Annotated in this window: 23 protein-coding genes and 2 riboswitches; of the genes, 16 read left to right on the top strand and 7 right to left on the bottom strand. The window is 71.1% G+C overall.

All coding sequences use genetic code 11. The annotated features are described in order from the left end of the window. Window positions 1-387 carry a glycine cleavage system protein GcvH gene (gcvH, locus tag AC4OXY_RS32775; protein WP_356034543.1) on the bottom strand — a complete coding sequence of 129 codons (387 nt, stop codon included), beginning with the start codon at window positions 385-387 and terminating at the stop codon, window positions 1-3. Window positions 388-524: 137 nt separating this feature from the next. Further along, window positions 525-1,652 carry a glycine cleavage system aminomethyltransferase GcvT gene (gene gcvT, locus AC4OXY_RS32780; RefSeq protein WP_356034546.1) on the bottom strand — a complete coding sequence of 376 codons (1,128 nt, stop codon included), beginning with the start codon at window positions 1,650-1,652 and terminating at the stop codon, window positions 525-527. A gap of 42 nt (window positions 1,653-1,694) precedes the next feature. Then, window positions 1,695-1,808, bottom strand: a riboswitch (glycine riboswitch). After that, window positions 1,809-1,905: riboswitch (glycine riboswitch) on the bottom strand. It lies immediately after the preceding riboswitch. Window positions 1,906-2,068: 163 nt separating this feature from the next. On the opposite strand from gcvT, the gene AC4OXY_RS32785 reads away from it, so the two are divergent. The 9 genes from AC4OXY_RS32785 (at window position 2,069) to AC4OXY_RS32825 (ending at window position 11,955) form a co-directional block, all read left to right on the top strand. Then, window positions 2,069-2,713 carry an AAA family ATPase gene (locus AC4OXY_RS32785; RefSeq protein WP_356034549.1) on the top strand — a complete coding sequence of 215 codons (645 nt, stop codon included), beginning with the start codon at window positions 2,069-2,071 and terminating at the stop codon, window positions 2,711-2,713. Between the two features lie 67 nt (window positions 2,714-2,780). Then, the gene (locus tag AC4OXY_RS32790) at window positions 2,781-3,572 is read left to right on the top strand and encodes an enhanced serine sensitivity protein SseB (protein WP_356034551.1); all 792 of its coding nucleotides are present in this window, start codon (window positions 2,781-2,783) and stop codon (window positions 3,570-3,572) included. Window positions 3,573-3,737: 165 nt separating this feature from the next. After that, window positions 3,738-4,583 (top strand): enhanced serine sensitivity protein SseB C-terminal domain-containing protein, encoded by an 846-nt coding sequence (locus AC4OXY_RS32795; RefSeq protein ID WP_356034554.1) that lies wholly within the window; start codon window positions 3,738-3,740, stop codon window positions 4,581-4,583. A gap of 273 nt (window positions 4,584-4,856) precedes the next feature. Further along, window positions 4,857-5,864, top strand: a complete 1,008-nt coding sequence (locus AC4OXY_RS32800; RefSeq protein ID WP_356034557.1) for an ABC transporter permease — start codon at window positions 4,857-4,859, stop codon at window positions 5,862-5,864. A gap of 70 nt (window positions 5,865-5,934) precedes the next feature. Beyond that, window positions 5,935-7,719, top strand: coding sequence for an ABC transporter substrate-binding protein (locus AC4OXY_RS32805; protein ID WP_376289381.1), 1,785 nt, complete (start codon window positions 5,935-5,937; stop codon window positions 7,717-7,719). Between the two features lie 110 nt (window positions 7,720-7,829). Further along, on the top strand, window positions 7,830-8,828 hold the full coding sequence (locus AC4OXY_RS32810) for an ABC transporter permease (protein WP_356034562.1): 999 nt from the start codon (window positions 7,830-7,832) through the stop codon (window positions 8,826-8,828). Continuing rightward, the gene (locus tag AC4OXY_RS32815; RefSeq protein ID WP_356034565.1) at window positions 8,825-9,922 is read left to right on the top strand and encodes an ABC transporter ATP-binding protein; all 1,098 of its coding nucleotides are present in this window, start codon (window positions 8,825-8,827) and stop codon (window positions 9,920-9,922) included. Before AC4OXY_RS32810 ends, AC4OXY_RS32815 begins: the two co-directional genes overlap by 4 nt. Continuing rightward, window positions 9,919-11,205 (top strand): ABC transporter ATP-binding protein, encoded by a 1,287-nt coding sequence (locus AC4OXY_RS32820; protein ID WP_491991520.1) that lies wholly within the window; start codon window positions 9,919-9,921, stop codon window positions 11,203-11,205. Before AC4OXY_RS32815 ends, AC4OXY_RS32820 begins: the two co-directional genes overlap by 4 nt. A gap of 90 nt (window positions 11,206-11,295) precedes the next feature. Further along, window positions 11,296-11,955: a trimeric intracellular cation channel family protein gene (locus AC4OXY_RS32825; protein WP_356034570.1), complete on the top strand. Its 660-nt coding sequence runs from the start codon at window positions 11,296-11,298 to the stop codon at window positions 11,953-11,955. On the opposite strand, the gene AC4OXY_RS32830 is transcribed toward AC4OXY_RS32825, so the two are convergent. Continuing rightward, window positions 11,864-13,114 (bottom strand): alpha/beta hydrolase, encoded by a 1,251-nt coding sequence (locus AC4OXY_RS32830; RefSeq protein WP_376289376.1) that lies wholly within the window; start codon window positions 13,112-13,114, stop codon window positions 11,864-11,866. The genes AC4OXY_RS32825 and AC4OXY_RS32830 overlap by 92 nt on opposite strands. A 160-nt stretch (window positions 13,115-13,274) precedes the next feature. Between AC4OXY_RS32830 and AC4OXY_RS32835 the strand changes: the two genes are divergently transcribed. Further along, complete coding sequence (locus tag AC4OXY_RS32835) at window positions 13,275-14,141, top strand: thioesterase family protein (RefSeq protein ID WP_356034576.1); 867 nt, start codon at window positions 13,275-13,277, stop codon at window positions 14,139-14,141. Window positions 14,142-14,403: 262 nt separating this feature from the next. Here AC4OXY_RS32835 and AC4OXY_RS32840 read toward each other — a convergent pair whose 3' ends face one another. Next, window positions 14,404-15,027, bottom strand: coding sequence for a TIGR03086 family metal-binding protein (locus AC4OXY_RS32840; RefSeq protein ID WP_402070000.1), 624 nt, complete (start codon window positions 15,025-15,027; stop codon window positions 14,404-14,406). 132 nt (window positions 15,028-15,159) lie between these two features. Here AC4OXY_RS32840 and AC4OXY_RS32845 point away from each other — a divergent pair, with 132 nt between their 5' ends. Further along, window positions 15,160-16,125 carry a helix-turn-helix transcriptional regulator gene (locus AC4OXY_RS32845; protein ID WP_491991521.1) on the top strand — a complete coding sequence of 322 codons (966 nt, stop codon included), beginning with the start codon at window positions 15,160-15,162 and terminating at the stop codon, window positions 16,123-16,125. A gap of 105 nt (window positions 16,126-16,230) precedes the next feature. Then, a complete protein-coding gene (locus AC4OXY_RS32850; protein ID WP_491991522.1) occupies window positions 16,231-16,635 on the top strand; it encodes a hypothetical protein in 405 nt (134 codons plus the stop codon). 65 nt (window positions 16,636-16,700) lie between these two features. Here AC4OXY_RS32850 and AC4OXY_RS32855 read toward each other — a convergent pair whose 3' ends face one another. Further along, window positions 16,701-17,327 carry a TetR family transcriptional regulator gene (locus tag AC4OXY_RS32855; protein ID WP_356034586.1) on the bottom strand — a complete coding sequence of 209 codons (627 nt, stop codon included), beginning with the start codon at window positions 17,325-17,327 and terminating at the stop codon, window positions 16,701-16,703. A 167-nt stretch (window positions 17,328-17,494) separates the two neighbouring features. Between AC4OXY_RS32855 and AC4OXY_RS32860 the strand changes: the two genes are divergently transcribed. From AC4OXY_RS32860 to mnmA, 4 genes are all read left to right on the top strand, one after another. Further along, window positions 17,495-17,662: a hypothetical protein gene (locus AC4OXY_RS32860; protein ID WP_356034589.1), complete on the top strand. Its 168-nt coding sequence runs from the start codon at window positions 17,495-17,497 to the stop codon at window positions 17,660-17,662. A gap of 33 nt (window positions 17,663-17,695) precedes the next feature. After that, window positions 17,696-17,974 carry a DUF4190 domain-containing protein gene (locus AC4OXY_RS32865; protein WP_356034592.1) on the top strand — a complete coding sequence of 93 codons (279 nt, stop codon included), beginning with the start codon at window positions 17,696-17,698 and terminating at the stop codon, window positions 17,972-17,974. 127 nt (window positions 17,975-18,101) lie between these two features. Beyond that, entirely contained in the window at window positions 18,102-19,271 is a 1,170-nt protein-coding gene (locus AC4OXY_RS32870; protein ID WP_356034594.1) for a cysteine desulfurase family protein, read from the top strand. Window positions 19,272-19,627: 356 nt separating this feature from the next. After that, complete coding sequence (mnmA, locus tag AC4OXY_RS32875) at window positions 19,628-20,752, top strand: tRNA 2-thiouridine(34) synthase MnmA (RefSeq protein WP_356037129.1); 1,125 nt, start codon at window positions 19,628-19,630, stop codon at window positions 20,750-20,752. A gap of 34 nt (window positions 20,753-20,786) precedes the next feature. On the opposite strand, the gene AC4OXY_RS32880 is transcribed toward mnmA, so the two are convergent. Together AC4OXY_RS32880 and AC4OXY_RS32885 are read right to left on the bottom strand one after the other, a co-directional pair. Then, the gene (locus AC4OXY_RS32880; RefSeq protein ID WP_356037131.1) at window positions 20,787-21,569 is read right to left on the bottom strand and encodes an alpha/beta fold hydrolase; all 783 of its coding nucleotides are present in this window, start codon (window positions 21,567-21,569) and stop codon (window positions 20,787-20,789) included. Between the two features lie 62 nt (window positions 21,570-21,631). Beyond that, entirely contained in the window at window positions 21,632-21,955 is a 324-nt protein-coding gene (locus AC4OXY_RS32885; RefSeq protein WP_356037134.1) for a DUF427 domain-containing protein, read from the bottom strand. Between the last annotated feature and the right edge of the window lie 11 nt (window positions 21,956-21,966).

Consider the following 21,966-nt stretch of genomic DNA (forward strand, 5'->3'; position numbering starts at 1 on the left):
TCAGGACTCCTCGCCGGCGCTGAAGGCCGTGTACTCGTCGGCGCTCATCAGGTCCGCCGGCTCGGCCGAGACGCGGACCTTGAAGAGCCAGCCGCCCTCGAAGGGGGCCGAGTTCACCAGCGCCGGGTCGTCGACGACGTCCTGGTTGGCCTCGACGACCTCACCGGTGACCGGGGAGTACAGGTCGGAGACCGACTTGGTCGACTCCAGTTCGCCGCAGGAGTCACCCGCGGTCACGGTGGCGCCGACCTCGGGGAGCTGGGCGTAGACCACATCGCCGAGCGCGTTGGCCGCGAACTCGGTGATGCCGACCGTCGCGACGCCGTCCTCGGCGGGCGACAGCCACTCGTGCTCCTTGCTGTAGCGCAGCTGCTGGGGGTTCTTCATGGCCTGAATTCTCCTGTACGCGCGGGAGTGCTGATGAAGGGGGGACTGCGGAAACCGCTGGTGAGCGGGCAACTGTGCGCAGGGTCACGTACCCGCCACGGAATCGGGCCCGCGGGGGACGCGACCGCGCCCAGTCTCTACTTCTGGCGCTTGTAGAACGGCAGTGCCACGACCTCGTACGGCTCGTGGCTGCCGCGGATGTCCACGCCGACGCCCTCGGCGCCGGGCGCCGCGTGGGCCGCGTCGACGTAGGCCATGGCGATCGGCTTGCCCAGGGTGGGGGAGGGGGCGCCGGAGGTGACCTCGCCGATCACCCGGCCGCCGGCGACGACGGCGTACCCGGCGCGCGGGACGCGGCGGCCCTCGGCGATCAGCCCGACGAGCACCCGCGGAGGCTCGGACGCGGCGCGCTCGGCGGCCCGCGTGAGCGCCTCGCGCCCGACGAAGTCGCCGTCCTTCTCGAACTTGACCACACGGCCGAGACCGGCGTCGAAGGGGGTGAGCGAGGTGCTCAGCTCGTGCCCGTACAGCGGCATGCCCGCCTCCAGGCGCAGGGTGTCGCGGCAGGACAGGCCGCACGGCACCAGGCCGACACCCTCGCCCGCCTCGGTCAGCGCCTGCCACAGCTCGACCGCGTGCTCGGGCTTCACGAACAGCTCGAAGCCGTCCTCGCCGGTGTAGCCGGTGCGGGCGATCAGGGCGGGGACGCCGGCGACCGTGCCGGGCAGGCCGGCGTAGTACTTCAGGCCGTCCAGGTCGGCGTCGGTGAGCGACTTCAGGATGCCGGGGGACTCCGGGCCCTGGACGGCGATCAGCGCGTAGGCGTCCCGGTCGTCGCGGACCTCGGCGTCGAAGCCCGCGGCGCGCTCGGTGAGGGCGTCCAGCACCACCTGGGCGTTGGAGGCGTTGGCCACGACCAGGTACTCGGTCTCGGCGAGCCGGTAGACGATCAGGTCGTCCAGGATGCCGCCGTCGGCCCGGCAGATCATGGTGTAGCGGGCGCGGCCGACACCGACGGAGGCGATGTTGCCGACCAGGGCGAAGTTCAGCAGGGCGGCGGCCTCGGCGCCGGTCACCGTGATCTCGCCCATGTGGGAGAGGTCGAACAGGCCGGCCCGGGTCCGCACCGCGACGTGCTCGTCGCGCTCGGAGCCGTAGCGCAGGGGCATGTCCCAGCCGGCGAAGTCGGTCATCGTCGCACCGAGCGAGCGATGGAGCTCGTCCAGCGCGGTATGGCGCAGCTCAGTGGGTTCGGTACTGCTCATCGGTCGGTCGTCTCCCAGGACAGCGGAACGGGCGAGGAACGTTCCTCCCCATCTGTCATCGGAACCTGAGAGGTTCGCCACGACCGCCACGGGGACGATCACGGCTTGCACCGTGGGTGGAGCCACTGCCGGCAGCGGCCCGCTTTTCAGATGTGCCTCGCCCGCGCGGTAACGGGGCCTGAGAGATTCAAGGGAGGGACTTGCTCCTTCGGCGCCCCAGCGCAGCGGCTGGGGACTCTCCCGCGCGGATTCAAGCGGCCGGTATGCAGTTGGCGGCCACATCATTGCACGCCGAGCGGGCTTTTGTAACCGGCCTGTGGCAGCACGCGGACCGTACTGCCGACCTCGGTCCATTACCTTCTCTTTACGTTTCACGGGCAGAGCTGTTACTGAACCGACAGGGGAGGACCGACACGGTGAACAGGACCCCGGTGTACGCCACCGTCACCAGCGGCGTCGCGGTGCCGAAGCAGCGCCGCGCCCCGGCCCCGGTCGTCCGGGACCTGCGCGACCGGGCCGGCCGCGGCCCGCACGCCCTGCTCTTCCGCGCCGAGGACCTGGTGGTGATCACGGGACTGCCCGGCAGCGGCAAGTCCACGCTGATGCGCCGCGCGGTCCCCGGCCGCCGGATCGACTCCCAGGACACCCGCGACCGCTGGGCCGCCCGCCTGCCCGGCTTCCTCCCCTACGCGCTCTACCGCCCCCTGGTCCGCCTCGCCCACTACGCGCGCCTGCGCCGCGCCCTGCGCACCGGCGAGGGCGTCGTCGTGCACGACTGCGGCACCCGGAGCTGGGTGCGCGGCTGGCTCGCCCGCGAGGCCCGCCGCCGCGGCGGCACCCTGCACCTGCTCCTGCTGGACGTCACCCCCGGCACGGCCCGCGAGGGCCAGCGCGAGCGCGGCCGGGGCGTCTCCCGCTACGCCTTCACCCGCCACCGCCGTACGACGGCCCGGCTGCTCGCCGCCGTCGAGCGGGGCGCGCTGCCGGCGGGCGTCGGCTCGGCGACCCTGCTGGACCGCCCCGCGGCGGACGCCCTGCGCCGGATCGCGTTCCCACGGTGAGGGGACGGTCACAGCAACCCGCTAGCCTTCATGGTCACAGCAGTGGTTCCCAGCAGGCGGTAGGCAGATGGACTTCCCGGCGGACATTCCCGCGGACTTCCCGGCACAGGCGCACCCCCACCCGCACGGCGGTTGGCCCGGCAACGAGTTGGAGGAGGTGCTCGCGGCCTCCCTCGGCGTGCCCACCGCGGCCGGCCGGATCATCGAGGTCCTCGGCCGCAGCTTCCTGTGGATCCCGCTGCCCAACGGCGGCGGCCCGGGCAGCGGCCCGCTGGACCTGCCCACGCTGGAGATCGACGGCCAGGCCTACGTGCCCGTCTTCAGCTCGGAGGAGCAGCTGCGCCAGGCGGCCGGCTCCCACATGGGGTACACCATCGCCCCGGCCGTCGAGTTCGCCCGGGGCCTGCCCGCGCAGGTCGGCATCGCGGTGAACCCGGACGCGCTGGTCGGCATCCCGCTCCCGCCGGCCGCCGTGGCCGAGCTGTGCCGCGCCGGCCGTACCCCCCTCGACGGCCCGGACACCGGCGGCCGGGTCCGCCTCTTCGAGCCCGACTGGCAGGACGACCCGGTCGACTTCCTCGCCGCCGCGTCCGCCGAGTTCGCCGAGACCGGCGTGGTCCGCACCGCCCGCCGCTGCCTGGCCGCCGTCGAGACGGACGACCCGGTGATGTTCGTGGGCGTGGAGCTCTCCCGGTGGGAGGGCGACCTGCGCACCCTCCCGATGGAGGCCCTGGGCCGCGCCCTGGGCAGGATCCCGGTCGCCTGGCCGGTCAGCCTGGTCCTCCTGGACGTCACGGACGACCCGGTGGCGGAATGGCTGCGGGGGAATGTCAGGCCCTTCTATCAGTACGGCCACTGAAGGCGCCCCAAGGGGGCGCGGGACTGTGTCCGATATGCGGCTCCGCCGCGCGGGCGCGAGAAACCGCAACGCACCCGCACCCGCGAACGAACCCGAAGCGGCACCCCGGCAGGCGCTTAAGCTGTCTCCACACACGGGGCACGGAAAACAGAAGGGCACGACAAGGTGAGCGCGAGCCACAGCGGCGGCCTCGGTAGCGTCGAACACACGCTGCGCCAGGTCACGCCCGGACGCTACGACGCCTACGAGGCCCTGCTGCGTGCCCTCGCCACCCCCTCCTCCGGCCAGATCTGGATGCTGCTGTGGCACGGCCAGGCCGGCTCCCCGGACGCCCAGTACGGGACGATGGAGGTCGACGGCCTCCCCTACGCCCCCTGCGTCACCTCCGCCCAGGAACTGTCGGCCAGCGGCTGGAACCGCTCCTACGAGGTCGTGGACGGGCTCGACGTGGCCCGCACCCTCTACCCGGACCACTACGGCCTGTGGGTCAACCCGCACGCCCCGGGCGGCGGCGTCGGCATCCCCTGGCTGGACCTGCGCCGCATCGCCACGGGCCTGGACCGCCAGCCCGCCGGCCCGCTCCGGGTCGACGAACCCGGCATCGAGGTCCCGCAGTTCTACGCCCTGCTCGCGCAGAACGCCCACCGCACCCCGGCCCTGCGCTCCCTGCGCCGCGCCTGGGTGCAGCCCGCGCTCGGGGCGCCGTACCTCGTGATCGGCCTGGACGTGTACGACACCTCCCCGGCCGCGGTCGACTCGGTGCGCGCGATGATGCAGCAGTCCGTCGGCGCGGTCCCCGAGGGCCTGCCGGTGTCGACGGTCGCGATGACCGACGACTACGACCCGGTCGTGATGTGGATGCGGGCCAACGCCCGCCCGTTCTACGACCGCGACGCCCACGCCGCCGTACCCCCGGCGCACCCCCAGCCCCAGCCGCAGCTCCAGTCACCGCCCCAGCCGCAGGCCCCTGCTCCCGGCTACGGCTATCCGCCGGTGCCCGGCGGCTACTGACCCCGCCGCCGACCTCGCCGTACGGCCGCCAACCCGCCCCGGGCGACCTCCGCTCACCGTCCGCTTGCTGCGACTAACTGTCCGCATAACAGGAAACGCCTGCTTGCATCACGGTTACGCATCCATTCGCTGCCAAGGCTGGCGGCTTGTCGCGCGGGCATTGAAGACTCCCCCTTCAAGGGGCTCGCCCCTGTGTGTACGACGGACTGAATGATGCCGCTACCAGCGGCAAGTGCGGGCCGGTTACCACCGGTTGAGAGGGGTCCCAGCCTAATGACGGCACCATTGCACGAGCCGGCCGCGGAAGCGGCGCCCGGTGCGGCCGAGGAAGCGGCGGTCGCCGCCGCGGACGCGAAGGCCGTTCAGGGCCGCTCCCTGGGACGGATCGCCTGGGAGCGCCTGAAGCGGGACAAACTCGCCCTGGCGGGCGGCGTCGTGGTGCTGCTCCTCATCGTGATCGCGCTGCTCGCGCCCGTCATCACGAGCCTGGTCGGCCAGGACCCGGACGTCTACCACCAGGACCTGATCGACCCGCTGTTCAGCACCCCCAAGGGCTCACTGGGCGGCATCGGCGGTGACCACCTGCTCGGCGTGGAGCCGGTCAACGGCCGCGACATCTTCGCCCGCATCCTCTACGGCGCGCAGATCTCGCTTCTCGTCGGCTTCCTGTCCGCCGTGGTCGCCGTCATCCTGGGCACGGTCCTCGGCGTCCTGGCGGGCTTCTTCGGCGGCTGGGTGGACTCCCTGATCAGCCGGGTCATGGACGGCCTGCTCGCCTTCCCGCAGCTGCTGTTCATCATCGCGCTGGTCTCCGTCATGCCCAACCAGATGCTGGGACTCACCGGCACGGGCGTGCGGGTGTTCGTGATGATCCTGGTCATCGGTTTCTTCGGCTGGCCGTACATCGGCCGGGTGGTCCGCGGCCAGACGCTCTCGCTGCGTGAGCGCGAGTACGTCGAGGCGGCCCGCTCGCTCGGCGCCGGGCAGTTCTACATCCTCTTCAAGGAGCTGCTGCCCAACCTCGTCGCGCCCATCATCGTGTACACGACGATGATGATCCCCACGAACATCCTCACCGAGGCGGCGCTCAGCTTCCTGGGCGTGGGCGTCAAGCCGCCCACGTCCTCCTGGGGGCAGATGCTGTCGAGTGCGATCGACTACTACGACTCGGACCCCATGTACATGGTGATCCCGGGCGTGGCGATCTTCATCACGGTTCTTGCCTTCAACCTCTTCGGCGACGGCGTGCGGGACGCGCTCGACCCGAAGGGCTCCCGCTGAAGTGCCGTACCCCAAGCATCCCGTGAGCTCAGCCACGGGGTCTCTCATCAATTCCGGAGGATCCGAGATCGTGACTACCCAACGCACCTCAGGGCGGCGCAAGCAGGCCCTTGCCGCTGCCGCAGTGGTCGCCGGGCTGCTGACCACGGCGGCGTGTGGCGGAGGCAACGGCAGCTCGAAGAACGGCGCGGCCGGCTTCGACGCGGCGAACAACAAGGTTGCCCAGGCCGACCAGGTCAAGAAGGGCGGCACCCTGAAGTTCGTGAGCACGCAGGACGCCGACTCGTGGGACACCACGCGCGGCTACTACGGCTTCATGTGGGACTTCTCCCGCTACTACAGCCGTCAGCTGCTCACCTACAAGACGGAGCCGGGTGCCGAGGGCGCGAAGCTCACCCCGGACCTCGCCACCGACGCGGGCAAGGTCTCGGCCGACGGCAAGACCTACACCTTCACGCTGCGTGACGGGATCACCTGGGAGGACGGCAAGGCCATCACCTCCCAGGACATCAAGTACGGCATCGAGCGCTCCTGGGCGCAGGACGTGCTGTCCGGCGGTCCGGTCTACCTCCAGCAGATGCTGGACCCGAACAACACCTACAAGGGTCCGTACAAGGACACCTCGAAGGACCACCTGGGCCTGAAGGCGATCGACACGCCGGACGCGAAGACGATCGTCTTCCACCTGCCGACGGCCAACTCGGACTTCCTCCAGGTGCTGGCGATGACCACGGCCTCGCCGGTCCGCCAGGACATGGACACCAAGTCCAAGTACGGCCTGCACCCGTTCTCCTCCGGCCCGTACAAGTTCCAGTCGTACAGCCCGGGCAAGAACCTGGTCCTGGTCCGCAACACCAACTGGAAGGCGTCCTCGGACCCGGTCCGCAAGGCGTACCCGGACAAGATCACCCTGGACATCTCCACCAACCAGGCCGACTCGGACCAGCGCCTGATCGACGGCGACTACGACATCGACGCCTCGCAGACCGGCCTTGGCCCGCAGGGCCGCCAGATCGCCCTGAAGCAGCACAAGGACAACCTGGACAACCCGGTCTCCGGCTTCATCCGCTACGCGGTCTTCCCGCAGAGCGTCAAGCCGTTCGACAACCTCCACTGCCGCAAGGCCGTGATCTACGCCGCCGACCACGTGTCGCTGCAGACCGCCCGCGGTGGCCCGATCGCCGGTGGTGACATCGGCACCAACATGCTCCCGCCGTCGGTCGCCGGTGGCGAGGGCCAGAAGTACGACCCGTACCAGATCTCCGGTGCCAACAAGAACGGCAACGTCAACCTGGCCAAGCAGGAGCTCAAGGCCTGCGGTCAGCCGAACGGCTTCTCGACCACCATCGCCGTCCGCAACAACAAGGCGCAGGAAGTCGCCACCGCCGAGTCCCTGCAGGCCGCGCTGAAGAAGGTCGGCATCAACGCCGACATCTACCAGTACGACGGCTCGCAGAGCCCGGGCATCATCGGCTCCCCGTCGAACGTCGAGAAGAAGAAGCTCGGCATCATCATCATGGGCTGGGGTCCGGACTTCCCGACCGTCCAGGGCTACGGCATCCCGCTGTGGGACAGCAAGTACATCCTGCAGAGCGGTAACAACAACTACGCCCTGATCAAGGACAAGACGATCGACGGGCTCTTCGACCAGTACACCACCACGCTGGACGAGGCGAAGAAGACGCAGATCTCCACGGAGATCAACCACAAGGTGATGGAGGGCGCGTACTACCTGCCCTTCACCTTCGAGCGGCTGCTCAACATCCGCTCCTCGCGTCTGGGCAACGTGTACACGACGAACGCGTACAGCGGTTACTACGACTTCGTCAACCTCGGCCTGAAGTCCACGAAGTAGTCCCGGCACACCCGCCGAACGGCACGAAAGGCAGGTGAAGGCCGGCGCGGCGAGCCGCGGGCCCTCCGGAAGATCTCCGGGGGCCCGCGGTCCGCGGCGGGCCGTTAGCTGTGCTCGCTTACCTCATCAGGCGGCTGTTCGCCGCCGTAGTGATGCTGGTGGTCATCATCCTGGTGGTCTTCAGCATCTTCTTCCTCGTCCCCAAGTGGGCGGGCGTGGACATCGCCACGAGCTTCGTGGGCAAGCAGGCGGACCCGCACGCCGTCGAGGCGGTGCGCGAGAAGCTGGGTCTGAGCGATCCGATCTACTCGCAGGTCTGGCACTTCTTCAAGGGCATATTCGTGGGCCGCACCTACGCGGCCGGCGGCGATGTCACCCACTGTGCCGCGCCGTGCTTCGGCTACTCCTTCCGCAGTGAGCAGGCCGTCTGGCCGGTGCTGACCGACCGCTTCCCGGTGACCCTGGGTCTCGCGCTCGGTGCCGCCGTGCTGTGGCTGGTCTTCGGTGTCGCCGCGGGTGTGCTCTCCGCCCTCAAGCGGGGCAGCCTGTGGGACCGCGGCGCGATGGTCGTCGCCCTCAGCGGTGTCTCGCTGCCGATCTACTTCACGGGTCTGCTCTCGCTGGCGATCTTCAGCTACGGACTGAACTGGATCAACGGCCAGTACGTCTCGATCAGCGACAGCTTCTCCGGCTGGCTGGGCGGCATGATCCTGCCCTGGATCACCCTCGCCTTCCTGTACGCGGCGATGTACGCCCGTATCACCAGGGCCACCATGCTGGAGATCCTCGGTGAGGACTACATCCGCACCGCCCGCGCCAAGGGCCTCAAGGAGCAGGTCGTCATCGGCAAGCACGCCATGCGCTCGACGATGACCCCGATCCTGACCATGCTCGGCATGGACCTCGGCGCCCTGATCGGCGGCGCGATCCTCACCGAGACCACGTTCAGCATCCCCGGCCTCGGCCAGGCCGTGCTGACCGCCATCAAGAACCAGGATCTGCCGATCATCCTGGGCGTCACCCTGATCACCTCCCTCGCGGTGCTCATCGCCAACCTCGCGGTCGATGTGCTGTACGCCGTGATCGACCCCCGAGTGAGGCTCGCATGACCGAACTCAGCAAGACCGGAGCAGCCGTGGGCGAGCCCACGGAGGCCTCGCCCGCGCCGACCTCCTTCCTCGAAGTGCGCGACCTGAAGGTGCACTTCCCGACCGACGACGGTCTGGTGAAGTCCGTCGACGGCCTCAGCTTCCAGCTGGAGAAGGGCAAGACCCTCGGCATCGTGGGCGAGTCGGGCTCCGGCAAGTCCGTGACCTCGCTCGGCATCATGGGCCTGCACACCGCCGGCCAGTACGGCAAGCGCAAGGCGCAGATCTCCGGCGAGATCTGGCTGAACGGCACCGAGCTGCTGTCCGCCGACCCCGACCACGTGCGCAAGCTGCGCGGCCGCGACATGGCGATGATCTTCCAGGATCCGCTGTCGGCGCTGCACCCGTACTACACGATCGGCGCGCAGATCGTGGAGGCGTACCGGATCCACCACGACGTCGACAAGAAGACCGCGAAGAAGCGCGCGGTCGAGATGCTCGACCGGGTGGGCATCCCGCAGCCGGACAAGCGGGTGAACAGCTACCCGCACGAGTTCTCCGGCGGTATGCGCCAGCGCGCCATGATCGCCATGTCGCTGGTGAACAACCCCGAGCTGCTCATCGCGGACGAGCCGACCACCGCGCTCGACGTGACGGTCCAGGCGCAGATCCTGGACCTGATCCGCGATCTGCAGAAGGAGTTCGGCTCCGCGGTCATCATCATCACCCACGACCTGGGCGTCGTCGCCGAACTGGCCGACGACATCCTGGTGATGTACGGCGGCCGCTGCGTGGAGCGCGGTCCGGCCGAGAAGGTGTTCTACGAGCCCCGCCACCCCTACACCTGGGGTCTGCTCGGTTCGATGCCGCGTCTGGACCGCGACCAGCAGGAGCGTCTCATCCCGGTCAAGGGCTCCCCGCCCTCGCTGATCAACATCCCGTCCGGCTGCGCCTTCAACCCGCGCTGCCCGTACGCCGACGTCCCGAAGGACAACGTGACCCGCACGGTCCGCCCCGAGCTGACCGAGGTCGGGAGCAAGCACTGGGCCGCCTGCCACATGTCGCAGGAGCAGCGGGAACGGATCTGGACCGAAGAGATTGCGCCGAAGCTGTGAGTGAGAACGCAGAGGACAAAGAGGTGAAGGCTGCCGGTGCGGCCACCCTCGGCAAGGACGTCGCACCCGGCGAGACCCTGCTGAAGGTGACCGGGCTGCAGAAGCACTTCCCCATCAAGCAGGGGCTGCTCCAGCGGCAGGTCGGTGCCGTGCGCGCCGTCGACGGCATCGACTTCGAGGTCCGCGCCGGGGAGACCCTCGGCGTGGTGGGCGAGTCGGGCTGCGGCAAGTCCACCATGGGCCGCCTGATCACCCGGCTGCTCGAACCGACCGCCGGAAAGGTGGAGTTCGAGGGCAAGGACATCACGCACCTCGGTGTCGCGGGCATGCGCCCGATGCGCCGTGACGTGCAGATGATCTTCCAGGACCCGTACTCCTCGCTGAACCCGCGCCACACCATCGGCACCATCGTCGGAGCCCCGTTCCGGCTCCAGGGTGTCGAGCCGGAGGGCGGGATCAAGAAGGAGGTGCAGCGGCTGCTGTCGGTGGTCGGCCTCAACCCCGAGCACTACAACCGCTACCCGCACGAGTTCTCCGGCGGTCAGCGTCAGCGCATCGGCATCGCCCGCGCGCTCGCCCTGAAGCCGAAGCTGGTCGTCGCCGACGAGCCGGTCTCCGCGCTGGACGTGTCGATCCAGGCCCAGGTCGTGAACCTCATGGACGACCTCCAGGAGGAACTGGGCCTGACGTACGTGATCATCGCGCACGACCTCTCGGTCGTCCGGCACGTCTCGGACCGGATCGCGGTGATGTACCTCGGCAAGATCGTCGAACTCGCCGACCGGGACCTGCTGTACAAGACGCCGATGCACCCGTACACCAAGGCGCTCATGTCCGCGGTGCCGATCCCGGACCCGAAGCGGAAGAACGCCAAGAGCGAGCGCATCCTGCTCAAGGGCGACGTCCCCTCGCCGATCTCCCCGCCGAGCGGCTGCCGGTTCCACACCCGGTGCTGGAAGGCCACGGAGATCTGCAGGACGACCGAGCCCCAGCTCGTGGAGCTGCGTCCGGGACAGCGCGTCGCCTGCCACCACCCCGAGAACTTCGAGGACCAGGCACCGCAGGACACCGTCCTGCTGACGGCCGCGAAGGAGGCCGCCGAGCTGGTCTCCGACGAGGTGCTGGCCGAGTCGGCCCAGACCTCGGAGGCGCTGGCCACGGCGGTCGCCGAGGGTGAGGTGGGCTCCGAGGAGACCGGGACCGCCGAGTCGCGGGAGCCGAGCGAGACGGCGGCCGAGGAGTCGGCCGAGGAGACCACCGAGGGCGGCTCGACCGACAAGTAAGGACACCTCAGTAAGAAAGGCTCACAGGGATGTCACCCTGTGAGCCTTTCTTTGTAAGGTTCACGCGCCCCGGCAGGCGAGAATGTCGGGGTGCAGCTCCAGCCTCTCTTCAGTCCCTCCGTCCAGCACTCGCTGGACGTCATCGGCATCTTCGTGTTCGCGATCTCCGGCGCGCTGCTGGCCGTCCGGAAGAACTTCGACGTGTTCGGCATCGGCGTCCTCGCCGAGGTCACCGCGCTGGGCGGGGGACTGTTCCGCGACCTGATCATCGGGGCCGTACCACCGGCGGCCTTCACCGACCTCGGGTACTTCGTCACCCCGCTGCTCGCCGCGCTCGTCGTCTTCTTCCTGCATCCGCACGTGGAGCGGATCCAGCGGGCGGTGCTCGTCTTCGACGCGGCCGGCCTCGGCCTGTTCTGTGTCAGCGGTACGACGAAGGCGTACAGCTACGGCCTCGGCCTGACCGCGTCGGCGACGCTGGGCCTCGCGACCGCCGTCGGCGGCGGCGTCCTGCGGGACGTGCTGGCCAACGAGGTGCCGTCGCTGCTGCGCTGGGACCGCGACCTCTACGCGGTCCCAGCGATCGTCGGCGCCACGATGGTGGTGCTGTGCATCCGTTACGGCGTGCTGAACCCGTACACCAGCGGGCTCGCGGTCGTCACGGCTTTCGTGCTCCGCCTGCTCGCGATGCGCTACCACTGGCGAGCTCCGCGCGCCTGGAACCGCCGCTCGACGGTGTCAGAGGACTGAGCGGGCTCGGCGTGCGGGTGTGCCGGGGGGTGCTGCTCTGCCCCGTCAGCTCCGTGGTCAGCCACTCGAAGACCGTCGGCACCTGCGGCCGCCACAGCGCCATCGAGTGTCCGCCCATGCTGCGCGGCAGGAACACCACCTTCACGTACGTCGGCGGCTTCGCGATCTGTTCCAGTGCCACACCGGCCTGGTAGCCGTCGCCGTTCTCGCCGGAGATGTAGAGGGCGATCTTCGGCGGGGTGCGGTAGTTCTTCAGGATGTAGTAGGGGTTGTTGGCCCGCCGCAGCTCCTCGCTCCCCGCGGCCAGCGAGTTGCGCTCGCCGATCGGGTCGTTGTAGCCGGAGAGGCTGACGGCGGCCCGGTAGCGGTCGGGGTGGGCGACGGCCAGCTTGGCCGCGCAGTGGGCGCCGGCCGAGTAGCCGGCCGCGGCCCAGCCGTCCGGCGCGGACTGGGCGCGGAAGTTGTCCGTGATCATCTTCGGTACGTCGATGCTCAGCCAGGTGTCCGCGTTCACCGTGCCGGGGATGTTGGCGCAGCCGGTGTCGATCTTGGCGATCAGGTTCGTGCGCGGGGCCACCAGGATGAACGGGGCGACCTGGCCGCTCTTCATGAGCGGTTCCAGCTGCTCGTGCGCCTTCATGGACCCGAACCAGGCCTTCGCCGAGCCCGGGTAGCCCGACAGCAGCTCGACGACCGGGAACTTCTTGTCCTTGTAGGCCGGATCGTCGTACTGCGGCGGCAGCCAGACGTAGACCTCGGCGCTCACCCCCGACACCTGGCCCTTGAGCTGGGTGACCTTGACCCCGCCGGCCGCGTGCATGCCGGGACCGTCGGCCTGGGTGAACTTCTGCTCCACCTTGGGCAGCTTCTTGTACGCGATGCCGCCGGTGCCGTCGGCGCCGAGGTTCGCGGCCTGCTGTACGTGGTTGCCCGTGCCGAGCAGGTCGGCCCAGTTGTCGTAGAGGTTGTTCGAGTTGTTGACCAACACGAAGACGAGGGTGATGGCGGTGCCCTGGGCGAAGAGCAGCATCAGTACGCGGGCGGCGGCGCGCAGGGCCTTGGGCCCGCGCACCCGCGACCAGAAGGCGAGCGGCAGTATCAGTGCAACCACGGCCAGCACGATGGTCGTGTAGAGGAACGGAGTCCCGGTGAGGCTCATGTCCCCATAGAGGGGAATCAGGGGCCTGGGGTTCTGGACGTCTCCGGGCGCTTACCGAGAAATTGCCGGAAGCTCACCCGGATGGCCGACAGGGAAACGGCAGGGTCTCGCCCCTCCGAGAAAGCTACCGCTTAGTAATTTTCTGTTGTACCGTTCACCCATGCCAGAAGGAGCCTCCGCACCCGCCGCACCGGCACCGGCCGTGATCGGCGCCAGCGAGTTCGACCGCGACACCGCCGTCACCCGGCGCGCGTCCGGGGTCTACGACATCGACCTCTCGGCCGGCTGGACCATCATCAGCGCCGTCAACGGCGGCTACCTGCTGGCCGTGCTCGGCCGGGCCCTCGCCGACACCCTGCCGCACCCGGACCCCTTCACCGTCACCGCGCACTACCTGACCGCCTCGCGCCCCGGCCCGGCGGTCGTCCGCACCGAGACGGTCCGCACCGGCCGCACGCTCTCCACCGGCCAGGCCTCCCTCTACCAGTACGACGACAACGGCGACGAGGTCGAACGCATCCGCGTCCTCGCCTCCTACGGCGACCTCGCCGACCTCCCCGACGACGTCCGTACGACGGCGACGCCGCCCGCCATCCCGCCGCTGGAGCAGTGCTTCGGCGCCGAGGACGGACCTGCCCCCGTCGAGGGCAGCTCGGCGATCGCCGACCGCCTGATGCTCAAGCTGGACCCGTCGACCCTCGGCTGGGCCCTGGGCGCACCCTCCGGCAAGGGGGAGATGCGCGCCTGGTTCGGCCTGGCCGACGGCCGCGACGCGGACCCCCTCTCGCTGCTGCTCGCGGTGGACGCGCTGCCGCCCACCGCCTTCGAGATCGGCCTGAAGGGCTGGGTCCCCACGGTGGAACTCACGGTCCACGTGCGCCACCGCCCGGCCCCCGGCCCGCTGCGGATCTCCATCACCACGCGCAACCTGGCCGGCGGCTTCCTGGAGGAGGACGCCGAGGTCTGGGACACCGACGACCGTCTGGTCGCCCAGTCCCGCCAACTCGCCCGCGTCCGCCTGCCCTGAGCCCCACACCCACCCCACCGGGCCCGCCCGACGGACCTGCCAACGGCCCGGCGGCGCTCCGGGCGCGGTGTGCCAGGCCCGCCCGCGTGGCCTGCCGGTCAGGCTGGTTGCGGCTCGCGGTGCCGCCCCCGGCCTGCCGCCTCCGGTCGGCGCACGCGGCATCTGCGGACCCCCGCCCACCAGTCGGACTCCCGGCCGCGCGGCGGTGCTCCGTCCGCCCGGTGGCGCTCCTGGTGCGCGGTGAAGCGCGGTCCGCGGTGTGTCAGGGGCGGACGAGGGGCTCGCGGCCGAGCCAGGCTGCAAGTTCTTCGTAGGGGCCGGCGTTGCCGGGGGCCGGGCGGCGGGGGTGGAAGGGGGGCTTGCGGTCGGCGGCGTCGGGGGACGCGACGTCGCGGGGGCGGGAGTCGGGCAGCACCGCGCGGGCGATGGCGAGCGCGAACCCGGCCAGGTCCGGGTCGAGTTCACAGGGTCGGCCGAGGCCCTCGGCCAGGTCCCAGGTGTGGGTGACGATCTCCATCACGTAGCCCGAGAGCGCCGCGTGACCCGGGACCTCGCCCCAGGGCACGCGCGCGGGCGTCGTCATCCGCTCGTCGCTCTCCCAGGCCTTGAGCGCGCGGGTCCTGACCTCGTCGTAGGCCGCCGCCCAGCCGTCGTCCTCGACGCCCTCCACGGCCGGGACGACGGCGAGCCCGTCGCCGCCCTCGCCGACCACCGCGAGGCGCAGGGTGCCGCCGACGACGTGGCCGAGCAGGGCGCGTACGTCGTACGCGCTGCACGGCGTCGGGCGGGCCAGGTCGGCGGGCCGTACGGACCCGATCAGCGCGGCCGCCTGTTCGGTGGCGCGGACGTGGACGGGGCGGGGGTCGGTGAAGCCGGTGCTGGCCATGGGGCGTTCCTCTTCCTCGGGGTGCCGCGGTCGGTGCGGCTGCGTGCCGTTCGGTGAACCGAGCCTCTCTCGATAACCTGACAGAAGCCGTCAACATTTGCGCGCGGCCTGGTCGCGCTGCACGCTGAGCGCGTGAAGTCCGACCGGCTGCTGTCGATCCTGCTGCTCCTCCAGACCCGGGGCCGGGTCCCCGCGCGCGAACTCGCCGGCCGGCTGGAGGTGTCGGTCCGCACCGTCTACCGCGACATCGAGGCGCTGTCCGCCTCCGGCGTCCCGGTGTACGCCGAGCGCGGCCGGCACGGCGGCATCGAACTCCTCGCCGGATTCCGCACCGACGTCACCGGACTGACCGCCGACGAGTCCCGCGCCCTGTTCGTCCTCGCCGCCCAGGGCACCCACGCCGCGCTCGGCCTCGACGCGGCCCTCGGCTCGGCCCTGCGCAAGGTGATGGCCGCACTCCCGGCGCCGCACCGGCCCGCCGCCGAGGTGACCAGCCGGCGCATCCTGGTCGACGCCACCCGCTGGCGCGGCGGACCCCGGCAGGCGGCGGACCTCGCGGCCCTCCAGGACGCGGTCTTCTCCGACCGGCGCCTGCGCCTGCGCTACCGGCACAGCGGGGAGCGGGAACCGCGGACGTACACCGTGGACCCGTACGGACTGGTCGCCAAGGCCGGGGTCTGGTACCTGATCGCCGACCGGCGCGGCCGCCCGCAGCTGTTCCGGGCCGACCGGGTGCGCTCGGCCCGGCTCCTCGACGACCCCGTGCGGCGCCGCGCCGGGGTCGAACTCGCCGACGTCTGGGAGGTGTTGCGCCGCCAGGTGGAGGAGCGGGACGGCGGGATCGAGGTCACCGCACGGGTCCGGCGGGCCCGGCTGGATCTGTTCCGTCGGATGGCGGCCGCCGAGCTGACCGCCGTGCCCGACGACGACGGCACGGGGGAGTGGGTCACCGTCCGGCTCAGGTACCCGGTGCTCCGCGCGGTGCGCCAACTCCTCGCCTTCTCCGATCAGGTGGAGGTCCTCGACCCGCCCGAGGCGCGCGCGGAGCTGCTGGCCGGTGCCCGTCGTGTCACGGCCCTGTACCAGCCGGGCCCCTGACCCGGGATCGACAGCCGGCGGACAGGAGGGGCCCAAGTGCCGCCAAGACAGCGTTGGTTGAGTGCGGCTCTCAGGAAATCCTCATCCGCACCGGAGCTGGTCCTCATGAAGCGTGCCCGTCTCGCCCCCGCCGTCGCCCTGCTGGCGCTCTCCCCGCTGCTGCTGGCCGCGTGCGGCTCGGGCGACTCGTCGCCGTCCGCGTCCTCCTCGCCGTCCTCCGGCGGTGGCAACTCCGGCGGGCAGCAGGCCTGTACGGCGCCGTCCGGTATGCCCGGCGCCGGCGGCTCCCGCCGGCCGGGCGGGGCTCCGTCCGGCCTGCCCTCGGGGGTGTCCACGGCGAAGCCGACCGGCACGCCGTCCGCAGTGCCGTCCGCAGTGCCGACCGGGAAGCCGGCCGGAAAGCCGACGGGTGCCGCCTCGGGCGGGCCGAGCGGCGGACCCGGCGGGCAGGGCGGCTGCGGCGGTGGCCCGGGCGGCGGACGGAGCGGGGGCCGGGCCCGGCAGGGCTGACGGCCGTACGACGGCGGGGGCGGTACGCGTCGAGCATGCCGCTCCCGCCGTTCGTGCGCGTCCGCTCAGTCGAGCCAGTGGCTGCGGCCGACGGTGATGAGCCGCATCTGTCGCAGGGCGCGCTGCGTGACCCGCTCCCGCTCCTCCGCCGGGGCCTCCTGCGCCTCCAGGAACAGGGAGGCGGTGATGAGCATCTGGTCGACGTAGAGGTGCGCGAGCATCAGCAGGTCGTCGTCGTTCCAGCCCGCGGCCTCCGGGTCCTTGGCCAGCTCGGCCTTGACCTCCTCGGCGAACCGCTCCAGCTGGGCCCGGATCGCCTCCCGCACCGGCTGGACCCCGCCGTGCCGCTCGCGCGCGATGAAGCGGACGTGCGCGGGGTGGGTGTCCACGTGGTGTGAGATCAGCTTGATGGCGCGGGTGATGCGCTCCTCGCTGCCGCCCGCCGTCGACACCGTCGTCCGCACCATCGGGTGCAGGCTGCCCAGCGCCTCGTCGACCAGCGCCACCCCGAGGTCGGCGGTCGAGCGGAAGTGCCGGTAGAAGGCGGTCGGGGCGACACCGACGGCACGGGTGACCTCGCGCAGACCCAGGCTGCTCAGGCTCTGCTCCTCCAGCAGCGCGAGCGCGGCGTCGAGGAACGCCTGCCGGGTCTTCTGTTTCTGCGCCTGCCGGATGCCGAAGGTGTGACTCATGTCATCCAGTTAACAACTGTTCTCTGGAATTGGAAAGCCGCGGAAGGCGCTAGACTCTAAGTCAGTGAACAACTGTTACTACAACTGTTCACCCAAACTTCACACCGGCCCCGACGCCGGCCCGGACCGGGCCGGTGCGAGGCCTCTCGGAGGGGGGATCTGATCCCATGTTGTTCCTCGTCGCCGCACTCATGCTCTTCGGCGTCGTGCTGGGCACCGTCGCCCACGCACCGCTGACCGTCACCGCCCTCATCGCCGCCGTCATCGCCGTCTGGCTCGGCGCCTTCGCGATCCGCGAGCGCATCGGCCGCCGACGCGGCACGCAGGCCAACTGACCGTCCGCCACGACTTCCTGGAGCTTGAGCATCATGCAACTCACCGCACCGGTCACGAGCGGCACCGACACCCGGCGGGGACCGCGCGACGCCGACGGCATGGCCGTGGCGTCCTTCATCCTCGGCCTGCTCGGCCTGCTCGTCCTCAACATCTTCCTCGGCCCGATCGCCATCGCCCTGGCCGTGGTCTCCCTGTGGCGGGGCACCGTCCGCCGCGGCCGCGCCTGGCTGGGCCTCGCCCTGGGCGCCGCGGACCTGGCGGTCCTGGTCCTGTCGATGCAGCTGAGCCACACGGTGTCCTGGAGCCTGTAGGGCCCGGAGTGCGCAGGGGGTACGGCCCGGCCGTACCGGGCGCCTCACCGCCGAGTCGGGGTGAGCGCGCAGCTTGGCGCATCCGCGGCCGAGACGGACCGAGGAGGCCCCGTAGAATCAGGGCACCATGGCTTACCTCGACCACGCCGCGACAACCCCCATGCTCCCGGAGGCGGCAGAGGCACTCACCGCCCAGCTGAGCATCACGGGCAACGCCTCCTCCCTGCACGCGGCCGGCCGCCGGGCCCGCCGTACCGTCGAGGAGTCCCGCGAAACCCTCGCGGAAGCACTGGGCGCCCGCCCCAGTGAGGTCGTCTTCACCTCGGGCGGCACCGAGGCGGACAACCTCGCCGTCAAGGGCCTGTACTGGTCCCGCCGCGCCGCCGACCCGGCCCGCACCCGGGTGCTGTCCAGCCCCGTCGAGCACCACGCCGTCCTCGACGCCGTGCACTGGCTCGGCGAACACGAGGGCGCGACGGTCGAGTACCTTCCCGTCGACTCCTACGGCCGCGTCCACCCCGAGGCGCTGCGCGAGGCCATCGCCCGCAACCCCGACGACGTCGCCCTGGTGACGGTGATGTGGGCCAACAACGAGATCGGCACGCTCCTGCCGATCCGTGAACTCGCCGACGTCACCGCCGAGTTCGGCATCCCGCTGCACTCCGACGCGGTCCAGGCCTTCGGTCAGGTCCCGCTGGACTTCGCCGCCTCCGGCCTCGCCGCGATGACCGTGTCCGGCCACAAGATCGGCGGCCCGTACGGCATCGGCGCGCTGCTGCTCGGCCGTGAGTACAGCCCCGTCCCCGTGCTGCACGGCGGCGGCCAGGAGCGGCACGTCCGCTCCGGCACCCTCGACGTCCCCGTCATCGCCTCCTTCGCCGTCGCCGGCCGGCTCGCCGCCGAGCGGCGCGAGGGCTTCGCCCGCGAAGTCGGCGCGCTGCGCGACCGGTTGATCGAGGCCGTGCGCGACGCCGTGCCGGACGCGATACTCGGCGGTGACCCGGACCCCGAGGGGCGACTTCCGGCCAACGCCCACTTCACGTTCCCCGGCTGCGAGGGCGACTCCCTGCTGCTCCTGCTGGACGCCCAGGGCATCGAGTGCTCCACCGGCTCCGCCTGCACCGCGGGCGTCGCCCAGCCCAGCCATGTGCTCCTGGCCACCGGCACGGACCCGGAGCTGGCCCGCGGCACCCTGCGCTTCTCCCTCGGGCACACCTCGACCGAGGCGGACGTGAAGGCGGTGGCCAAGGCGATCGGCCCGGCGGTGGAACGGGCGCGCGCCGCGGGCCTGAGCTGAGACGCAGCGGTGCCGCTCCACGCCGTGGAGCGGCACCGCTGCATGATGCGACCTACGAGGCGGGTTCCCTTCGCCGGTATTGTCCGGATCAGGTAGCTGGGGGTCGCCTTCCGGTCCAGTCCTTGCGACCTTCCGGCCTCTCAGCCCGAGCGTCGACGTCGGCACCAGCGGAGATCTCGTACCTCTCGGTGAAGGGAGATCCTGTATCTCTCGCTGAAGTCGGCTACTCCGCTTGGACTCCCTCACTCGTCTCGTAGGTCTATTTCCAGGATAAATCGGTCCGAATAGCATGCAAGGGGTCTGGGCCTTGATTTTTTACGGAGTCGCCTCCCGGGGCCCCGTACCCTGGAAGGGCTATGACTGAGACCCCGCAGCGCCCCCTCCGTGTCCTCGCCGCCATGTCCGGCGGAGTCGACTCCGCCGTCGCCGCCGCGCGCGCCGCGGAAGCCGGGCACGACGTCACCGGCGTCCACCTCGCGCTCTCCGCGAACCCGCAGTCCTTCCGCACCGGCGCGCGGGGCTGTTGCACCATCGAGGACTCACGCGACGCCCGCCGCGCGGCCGACGTCATCGGCATCCCGTTCTACGTCTGGGACCTCGCCGACCGCTTCCGCGAGGACGTGGTCGAGGACTTCATCGCCGAGTACGAGGCCGGCCGCACCCCCAACCCCTGCCTGCGCTGCAACGAGAAGATCAAGTTCGCCGCGCTGCTCGACAAGGCGCTCGCGCTGGGCTTCGACGCGGTGTGCACGGGGCACTACGCCAAGGTGATCGTGCGCGAGGACGGCTCCCGCGAGCTGCACCGCGCCTCCGACATGGCCAAGGACCAGTCGTACGTCCTCGGTGTGCTGGACGAGAAGCAGCTCGCCCACGCCCTGTTCCCGCTCGGCGACACGGTCACCACCAAGGACGAGATCCGCGCCGAGGCCGAGCGCCGGGGCCTCGCCGTCGCCAAGAAGCCCGACTCGCACGACATCTGCTTCATCGCCGACGGCGACACCCAGGGCTTCCTCGCCGGGCGGCTCGGCAAGGCCGAGGGCGACATCGTCGACGAGTCCGGCACCCGGCTGGGCACCCACGACGGGGCGTACGGCTTCACCATCGGCCAGCGCAAGGGCCTCAGGATCGGCACGCCCGCCCCCGACGGCAAACCGCGCTACGTCCTCGACATCTCCCCGGTGACCAACACGGTCACCGTCGGCCCGGCCGCCGCCCTGGACGTGGTGGGCCTGACCGCGATCAAGCCCCGCTGGTGCGGCACCGCCCCCGCCGGCCCCGGCACCTACACCGCCCAGCTGCGCGCGCACGGCGGCGAGACCGAGGCCACCGCCGAGCCGGTCGACGGCGAGCTGCGCGTGACCTTCACCGAGCCGGTCCGCGGCGTCGCCCCCGGCCAGGCGATCGTCCTGTACGACGGCACGCGCGTGGTGGGCTCGGCGACGATCGCGACGACCACGCGCGCGACAGCCGACGCGCTGTAGCCCTCCGGTACTACGGGGCCGGCCCGCAGGGGGCCTAGGCCGTGAAGTAGTCCGCCAGCACCGGCCCCAGCACCTCCGGCTCCACCATGTGGGTCTGCCCCTCCAGGACCCGGTGGGAGCCCTGGGGCACGGTGTCGGCGACCGCGAGGGACGCCTCGCGCATCCACGCCGGACTCGCCCCGCCCGCGACGGACAGCACGGGCACGGAGATCGCGGCGAGCTCCTCCCGGGGGAGCAGCCCGTCGCCCATGACCGTGTCGTCGTACGCGAGACTCGGGGCGACGGCCTCCATGCCGGCCCACATCGGCGAGTCGCGGGCGCCCCGGATCATCTCCTCGCCGAGGCCCGTCAGCCGCAGGAACAGCTCCACCGCGTCCCCGCGCCGGCCGGCCGCGAGCGCCTCGGTCAGGGCCCGCTTGTACGCGGCCTCCCGCTCGGCCCCGCCCTGGAGGAAGTCGGCGTACGGCACCTCGTACACGGCCACCCGGCGCACCGGCAGCCCGCTCGCCGCCGCCCGCAGCACCAGCGCGCCGCCCGACGAGACCCCGAACAGCGCGGCGTCCCCGCCGACCGCGTCGACCAGCGCGGCCAGGTCCTCGACCTCGCGCGCGACCGCGTACGGCGCCGTGTCGTCGCTCGCCCCGCGGCCCCGGCGGTCGTAGACGACGGCCGTACAGCGGTCCGCGAGCCGCGCGGCCAGGGGCGCCACGGTGCCCCCGGTGGACATCGCGCCGCACACCAGGATCACCACGGGCCCCTGGCCGGTCACTTCGTACGCGAGGGCGGTGCCGTCGCGTGACGTCGTCTTCTTGTCCATGCCGGTGCAGACTGCCGCACCGGCCGGTACTCATCGCTCACGACACGTCGGTGCCGCGCAGATCATGACACTTCGGGCTCGTAGAAGCAGTAGTGGTCCTTGATGCCCGCCACCTCCGGCTTCGGGTCCGGGTACGCCCAGACCAGGTCCGGCGCGTCCGCCAGGGACCAGTAGGACGCCGTGCCCTTGAAGGGGCAGACGGTGTGGGTGTCGGAGGGCGTCAGCAGGTCGAGGCGTACGTCCTCGGCGGGGATGTAGTACCGCGGGGGACAGCCCGTCTCGCGCAGTACCAGGGGTCGGTCGGTCTCCGCGAGCACCAGGTCTCCGTGCACCACGCGCACGTGCCGCTCGCCCTGCTCGATGGTGATGGTGTGTCCTTCGGCCATATCAGGGAAGC

The sequence above is a fragment of the Streptomyces sp. HUAS MG56 genome (genome assembly GCF_058673395.1).